Annotated in this window: 11 protein-coding genes; 8 read left to right on the forward strand and 3 right to left on the reverse strand. The window is 60.7% G+C overall.

Annotated features, from left to right (window positions below; translation table 11 throughout):
* The first annotated feature begins 38 nt into the window (after nt 1–38).
* The 4 genes from P3T23_RS41360 (at nt 39) to P3T23_RS41375 (ending at nt 2,991) form a co-directional block, all read left to right on the forward strand.
* The gene (locus P3T23_RS41360; RefSeq protein ID WP_429321834.1) at nt 39–212 is read left to right on the forward strand and encodes a hypothetical protein; all 174 of its coding nucleotides are present in this window, start codon (nt 39–41) and stop codon (nt 210–212) included.
* Nucleotides 213–339: 127 nt separating this feature from the next.
* The gene (locus tag P3T23_RS41365; RefSeq protein ID WP_429321835.1) at nt 340–732 is read left to right on the forward strand and encodes a hypothetical protein; all 393 of its coding nucleotides are present in this window, start codon (nt 340–342) and stop codon (nt 730–732) included.
* A 78-nt stretch (nt 733–810) separates the two neighbouring features.
* Entirely contained in the window at nt 811–1,287 is a 477-nt protein-coding gene (locus P3T23_RS41370) for a hypothetical protein (protein ID WP_429321836.1), read from the forward strand.
* 249 nt (nt 1,288–1,536) lie between these two features.
* Complete coding sequence (locus P3T23_RS41375) at nt 1,537–2,991, forward strand: UvrD-helicase domain-containing protein (RefSeq protein WP_429321837.1); 1,455 nt, start codon at nt 1,537–1,539, stop codon at nt 2,989–2,991.
* A 151-nt stretch (nt 2,992–3,142) separates the two neighbouring features.
* Here P3T23_RS41375 and P3T23_RS41380 read toward each other — a convergent pair whose 3' ends face one another.
* Nucleotides 3,143–3,292, reverse strand: a complete 150-nt coding sequence (locus P3T23_RS41380) for a hypothetical protein (RefSeq protein ID WP_429321838.1) — start codon at nt 3,290–3,292, stop codon at nt 3,143–3,145.
* A 119-nt stretch (nt 3,293–3,411) separates the two neighbouring features.
* Nucleotides 3,412–3,642, reverse strand: a complete 231-nt coding sequence (locus P3T23_RS41385; RefSeq protein WP_429321839.1) for a hypothetical protein — start codon at nt 3,640–3,642, stop codon at nt 3,412–3,414.
* 133 nt (nt 3,643–3,775) lie between these two features.
* On the opposite strand from P3T23_RS41385, the gene P3T23_RS41390 reads away from it, so the two are divergent.
* Nucleotides 3,776–4,066 (forward strand): toxin-antitoxin system TumE family protein, encoded by a 291-nt coding sequence (locus tag P3T23_RS41390; protein WP_429321840.1) that lies wholly within the window; start codon nt 3,776–3,778, stop codon nt 4,064–4,066.
* The gene (locus P3T23_RS41395; protein ID WP_429321841.1) at nt 4,063–4,407 is read left to right on the forward strand and encodes a hypothetical protein; all 345 of its coding nucleotides are present in this window, start codon (nt 4,063–4,065) and stop codon (nt 4,405–4,407) included. Before P3T23_RS41390 ends, P3T23_RS41395 begins: the two co-directional genes overlap by 4 nt.
* 119 nt (nt 4,408–4,526) lie before the next feature.
* Here the strand turns inward: P3T23_RS41395 and P3T23_RS41400 are convergent, their stop codons facing one another.
* Nucleotides 4,527–5,087: a hypothetical protein gene (locus P3T23_RS41400; RefSeq protein ID WP_429321842.1), complete on the reverse strand. Its 561-nt coding sequence runs from the start codon at nt 5,085–5,087 to the stop codon at nt 4,527–4,529.
* A 111-nt stretch (nt 5,088–5,198) separates the two neighbouring features.
* Here P3T23_RS41400 and P3T23_RS41405 point away from each other — a divergent pair, with 111 nt between their 5' ends.
* Together P3T23_RS41405 and P3T23_RS41410 are read left to right on the forward strand one after the other, a co-directional pair.
* Complete coding sequence (locus P3T23_RS41405; RefSeq protein WP_429321843.1) at nt 5,199–5,495, forward strand: type II toxin-antitoxin system CcdA family antitoxin; 297 nt, start codon at nt 5,199–5,201, stop codon at nt 5,493–5,495.
* Entirely contained in the window at nt 5,495–5,812 is a 318-nt protein-coding gene (locus tag P3T23_RS41410) for a CcdB family protein (protein WP_429321844.1), read from the forward strand. Before P3T23_RS41405 ends, P3T23_RS41410 begins: the two co-directional genes overlap by 1 nt.
* Nucleotides 5,813–6,000: the final 188 nt, after the last annotated feature.

A 6,000-nucleotide genomic window follows, 5' to 3' on the forward strand; every position in this document is an offset into this window, starting at 1 on the left:
TTCTGTACGAGCGGATCAGGCAATATGAAAAACGCCAGGTGCTGGCTCACTTTGGACTGAACCTCATCGAGTTTCTAACGCTACCCAGTGATCTGGTTGCCTTCGTGCTGGAGCAGTCGCTGCTGGCCCAGCAGGGCAGGGACCGCGTGAACGACAGGATGGCCAGGGAATTCCAGCAGCTGTCGGGAAGCCCGGACGAGAACCCCCGCTGACGTTTCATGAACGCGGCATGAACGGGGGCAATCTGCGATGCCCGGCCCGCTCCCAAACGGGAGATATAATCCCGCGCTATCCAGATCTTGACCTGGGAAAGGAAAGATAAAGGCAGGGACATCGAATATGAGTACGCACGCGAATGCTGAAGTCCTGCTGGCGTGGCTACGTGAGCGCAGCGACGCGACGGTGCACGATGTCGTGACGGCCGGACTGTTGACGTCGCGCAGGGCAGCCGAGGCCTTGCAATACGCGGTTCGGAATGGGGCGCTTGAACGCGTGGTCCGTTCGGGCGCGAGCGCGAAAGAACGGACCCGCTACCGGGTCACGGGTGTTGCGTTGCCGGTGCCACACATAGCAGCACCGTGCTTTGACGCTTTGCTCAGGGCATGGGGCATGGTCCTTGAACCACCCCGACTTGCGGCGATCGCGTCGCGCCGGCACCAGCTTTCGGACCACGATCCGGAAATGGAGGTCTGGTCCGGACACCGGACCAGGGCAAAAAAACAACGCGGGTGATGCCGCGTGCCTGTTCGCCGAAATTTCCAGACCCGATTTCTTCAAACGCAGCCTTCCATGAACTTCATGCGATACCGGATGGACGATGCCCAGGAGCTTACGCAAGTGCTCCTGTCAGTATTCACGGAAATGCCGCAACCAGGCATAACGGAAGGTTTGCACCGTTATCTATGGAAACATATCCGCTTTGGCTACGCCGGGCAGCTTGTGGATGTATTGCATGACGTTCAGTCAGGCTCAGCCGGCGATTTTCTTTATCATCAAAAGAGCGGACTGCTGTTCGCACATGTGGAGTTCGGCTATCACCAGTTGCTCCTTGCACACCTGGGCGCCCTGCACAAAACGGATTTCTCCAGCCAGCACGTGAAATGGAACGTGCATCAGTTTCACTACCCGGACCCGATCAGAAAGCTCGCCGATGACTGTGTGTGCGAGGGGCATGCCCTGTTCGTGTCGTCCTTTTCGAACGGAAAGCGCATCACCGTCGGACAGGGTTTCGCATGGGAACCGCTTGAGCGGGCAGCCTTTGGCAATTTCAACCGGGATGTCGTTTGATTCTTACCGTCTTCATTTCAGACCGGAAATTGCTGAACAGCTCAAAGGGCTGAGCTACCGCCGCCGTTCTTGCTAAGTTGCGCCGATATTCCCGGCCTCGGCGCGAGGGCGATCCATCAACCGGTCACCCTTTCAGGTGTCGCGGCGCCGATCATACCTGACGTGTGAGCCCCCGGCGCGGGTTTTCTGGCACACTTCCCGCGGTTTCCTCCTCAGCGTCCTTCGCCCATGTCCGCCATGTCCGCCTCAATGAAGCCCACGGAAGAACAGCGCGCGGTCATTGAAGCGGCGTTGCGTGGCGGGGACCTCAAGATCAAGGCGTACGCCGGCGCGGGCAAAACGTCCACGCTTCAGCTGGTCGCCGAACAGCTCGCAGCGCGACGCGGCATCTATCTCGCGTTTAACCGCGAAATCGCGGCGAGTGCCCGCCGCCGCTTCCCGCCTGGCGTCGATGCGCGCACGATCCACTCACGCGCCTGGGCATCCGTCACCCCGGCATTGAGAAGCCGCATGAAGCTCGCGCCCGAACCACCGCATGAACTGGCCGCCCGGTACGGACTGGGCCCGCTGCAAGTCGGCACCGTAACGGGCAAGGCAGTCGAAATCGTGCCGTTCGAGATCGGGCGGATGATTGCCGAAGGGCTCGGCAGGTTCTGTCGTTCGGCCGATCTGCGGCCATCCGTGCAACACATTGTGGTAGACGAGAAAATCGACGAAGCGGTCGCTGTGCAACTGCGCGGCTGGCTGTTGCCGCACGTTGAACGGCTGTGGGAGGAGAGTACCGCGCCGCGCTCACGCAATGCGATTTCGCCCGACGTGCTGCTCAAGCTGTGGGCGTTGACGGAGCCGCGCATCGATGCGGATTACATTCTCTTCGATGAGGCACAGGACAGCGACGGCATTATGCTTTCCATCCTCGCCCGGCAACGGCACGCGCAGATCATCTACGTGGGCGACCCTTATCAACAGATTTACGAATGGCGGGGCGCTGTCAACGCGATGGCGCAGATCAACGCGCCGGAATGTGCGCTGACCGAATCGTTCCGGTTCGGCCCGACATTCGCCGGGCTGGCCAGCTGGCTGCTCGTCATGCTGGGTGAACACACGCCGGTCCGCGGGCAGCAGAACATCGGTTCGATCATGGTGGAAGATCCCTCGATCGCACCGCCGGTTGATGCGATCCTGTGCCGCAAGAACGTGACGGCAATCTGGCAGTTCGCCGCGGGCCTCCATGCCGGGCACCAGCCGGCGATCCGGATGAGCCCGGCGGAGATCACTGCGTTCGCCGACGGTGCGGATCAGCTGCTGGCTGGCCAGCGCACGTTCCGGCCGGCGGCGTTCTCGCTGTTCGAGACATGGTCGGACGCGCAGGCCTTCGCGCGCAGCCCGTTTGGCCGGGACCTCGAACCCGTGGTGCGGATCGTCGATGAGCTCGGCACCGGCTTTCTACGCTCGCTCGCGCAATGCAGCACGCGTGAGGCAGAAGCCGACTATGTGATATCGACGGTTCACCGGGCGAAAGGACTGGAATGGAAGCGCGTGAAAGTGGCGGACGACTTCCGCCTGAGGGGTGCCGACGGCAGTCCGATGCCTGACGATGACGAGCTTCGCCTGCTGTATGTGGCCGTCACGCGCGCACAGCATCTGCTCGACATCTCGGGACTGCGCGACGAACTGGTCAGGATCATCAATCTCCAACGATAACAGGTTCTACGATTCATGCATCATCGCGTTCGCTTTGCTTGAGGACTGCGAAGTTCACTACAGCGAAGACATGCAGCATGGGCAGATCATCTTCGGCCGGCTGACGGTGGTCAATCCGTTCCAGTCACCCAGCGCACGGCGTATGTGGTTTTCAGCGCTGTGGGCATTCGCCGAACTCCAGCATATCGCCCAGCGCGGCACCGAGGGCGAGCAGGATGCCGGTCATCAGTACCAGTACAGGGAGGGTCCATGTACCAGACAGGTGCGTGGTGATCACTTTCAGGGTATGGATGGATTTCATGGCATTGCTGCGTTGTACGCGCGTTCCGCAGAAAGCGCCTCGCCAGCCAATCCGTAGCCAGCGAGGCGTGAAAGGCGGGCCGCGAGGACCATTATTGTGCGGCCCGCCCGGGGGCTGTCCTAAAGGGCTGTCCCGGTTGGCGGCTGTCTGGCCAGCGTGCAGCGCCTGTCGAGTTCGGCCCGGATCCGCAGATCGATGAACAGCCGGCGCGTTTCGATTACGCCATACATGCGGCACAGGGTCTGCTCGATCGCCTGCCAGTCGCCAAAATCACCGCTGGCAGCAAGGCTGAACGCCAACTGCCGTATCGTCTCCCGCCGCTCTGTACGCAGCACGTCCCTTGAAGTCATGACCGCCTGCCGCCTGTGCGTATTGCATTTACATACTAGGCGGAAAATGACGGCACGTTGGCACGAAATGGCAGATATGGATGACCGACGCCTGAGATTTACGGCGCCTACAGTGTATGGCATCATATGCCATATGAAAAAAGCGACGCTGCTCTTTGAGGACCGGGCGGTCTATCCAGATGGGAGCATCCTCGAAATGCGGATCTGGCGCCTGCCGGCCGCGGATCCGGAGCGGCCACACGGACTGAAATACAGCCTGTTTTGTGGACGGGCCGGCGAGCGGATCATCGGCTACGACAATGAACGTGGCAAGGGCGACCACCGCCACTACCGGAGTCATGAAGAGCCTTACGTATTCCAGAGCGCCGAGCGGATGGTCGCGGATTTTCTGGATGACGTGGAACGCGAAAGGAGCGGGAAATGAGCAAGCTGAATGTGCATGTGGGAGGTGCCCGGGACATGGGACGGCGCTTTGCCGCGGCCTTCAATCGTGCTGCCGCCGGCGAGAACCTCGAGGAGCGGCATGTGACGTTCCTCTCGTTCGAGGAAATGACCGCGGCCCTGTCGCCCAGGCGACTTGAATTGTTGCGCCATCTGCATCGTGAGGGTGCCGACAGCATCCAGGCACTGGCGACAGCACTTGGACGTGATTACAAGCGCGTGCACGGTGACGTTGCCGTGCTGGAAGCAGCCGGCCTCGTCTTGCGTGAAGAAGGACGTTTGACTGCGCCGTGGGATACGCTCGCCACCGAAGTCACGTTGTAGGGATCTGCCACGCCCCGAAGCAGGGTGAGCGGATCCGTGGCGAATCATGCAGTTAGCCTCGCCGCCCTACAGGTTATCCACAAGGCTGTGCCCAGAAACAGTGGATAACCCTGGCCGACTCAGTCGAGATCGAACAGGGCCCGGTCGGCGGGCCGGGAAAGTGCCTCGTCCATCATGCGGTAAAAGTCGGCAGCGTCCGATTCGCCACGCTCCAGACGTCGCAGGACGGCTTCACCTACCAGCATCACCTTGCGCTCGCGGTCGGCCTTCGACTGCTTGTACGCCTGGCAGCTGGCTTTCTGTGCCGCCTTGCGGGCTTCCTTGAGTGCCTCGAGCTTTTCGTCAGTCGCCTTGATGCGTTTTTTGAGCAGGGTCACGCGGGGCTCCAGGGTGGTTACCGGCGATGATACCCGGCAAAAATTCGTGAAACGGCGGACGGATAGCGGGACACGAGGATGCCGCGGATGGTTGCGAGCGACTGTTCGGCAACAACGCTGGGCTCGATGGTGCGTGGCGCTGCCAGCATCGCCGAGCCGCCGGCATATTGCCGACAGATACGGCTTTGCGTTGCTGCCGCATTCCGCGGCCGCGCGCGCGATCGCGGCATCGCCGACGCGCTGGCGCAGCCACGCTAGTACCTGACGATCCTTTTCGCTACAAATCCTGATCAGATGCTCCATCGCAGACTCCCGGCGAAGACTGTATGTTTATACAGTATCGGTAAAATCGGGATGTGGCAAGGGCATTGTGAGCTACATGACGCCTGTGCTCGACCCATGCCGCGAACGGCAATGTGGATTATCATGTTGGAAAATATGCGCATTTATTCGCGCGGAGGACTCATGATGGTACATGCAGCAACCAGCGTGGCGCGCAAGGCGACCAACGTCACGCTGCCCGTTGATGTCTACGAACGGGCGAAAAGTCTGGGCATCAACTTTTCCCGCACCTGTGAGCAGGCCTTGCGCGAGGCGATCCAGGCTGAGGAAGGCCGTCGCTGGGCCGAAGAACATGCCGACTTTATCCGGCACACAAACGAATGGGTCGAAGAGCACGGGCTTCCCCTTGCACAATACCGGATGTTTTGATGGCGCGATTCGACGTCTACGCCAATAGCGGCAAGGGCCGAGCTAGTACACCGTATCTGGTCGACGTGCAAAGCGACTTTCTGGAGGGCCTCTCGACGCGGGTTGTCGTGCCGCTGATTGAGGCCGCTTCTTTCCCGCCCGGCAAGCTTCCGGCAGATTTCACGCCGTCATTCGATATTGGCGGAATCCGGTGCATCCTGCACCCGGCTTTTGTCGCGGCCGTGCCGTCAAGCGAACTGGGGCCGAAGGCGGGTTCGCTTGTGGACCATCGTGACCAGATCACCGCCGCACTGGACCGCCTGCTGGGCGCGTACTGATCATCGGTTGACCGAGCTGGCCACCCCGGCCAGCTGTACCAACCGGATCACGCACCTTATATTTGACATAATATAAATTATCGACACAGTTACTTGTAGAGGCTAAGTTGTAATGTCCGCTTTTAGCCAAGTTCAAATGTCCGCTTTTTCGCAGCGTAAGCTGACCGGCCGCCGGCGTTCCGGCGCGG

This window comes from Paraburkholderia sp. GAS448 (genome assembly GCF_050435685.1).
GTDB lineage: Bacteria > Pseudomonadota > Gammaproteobacteria > Burkholderiales > Burkholderiaceae > Paraburkholderia.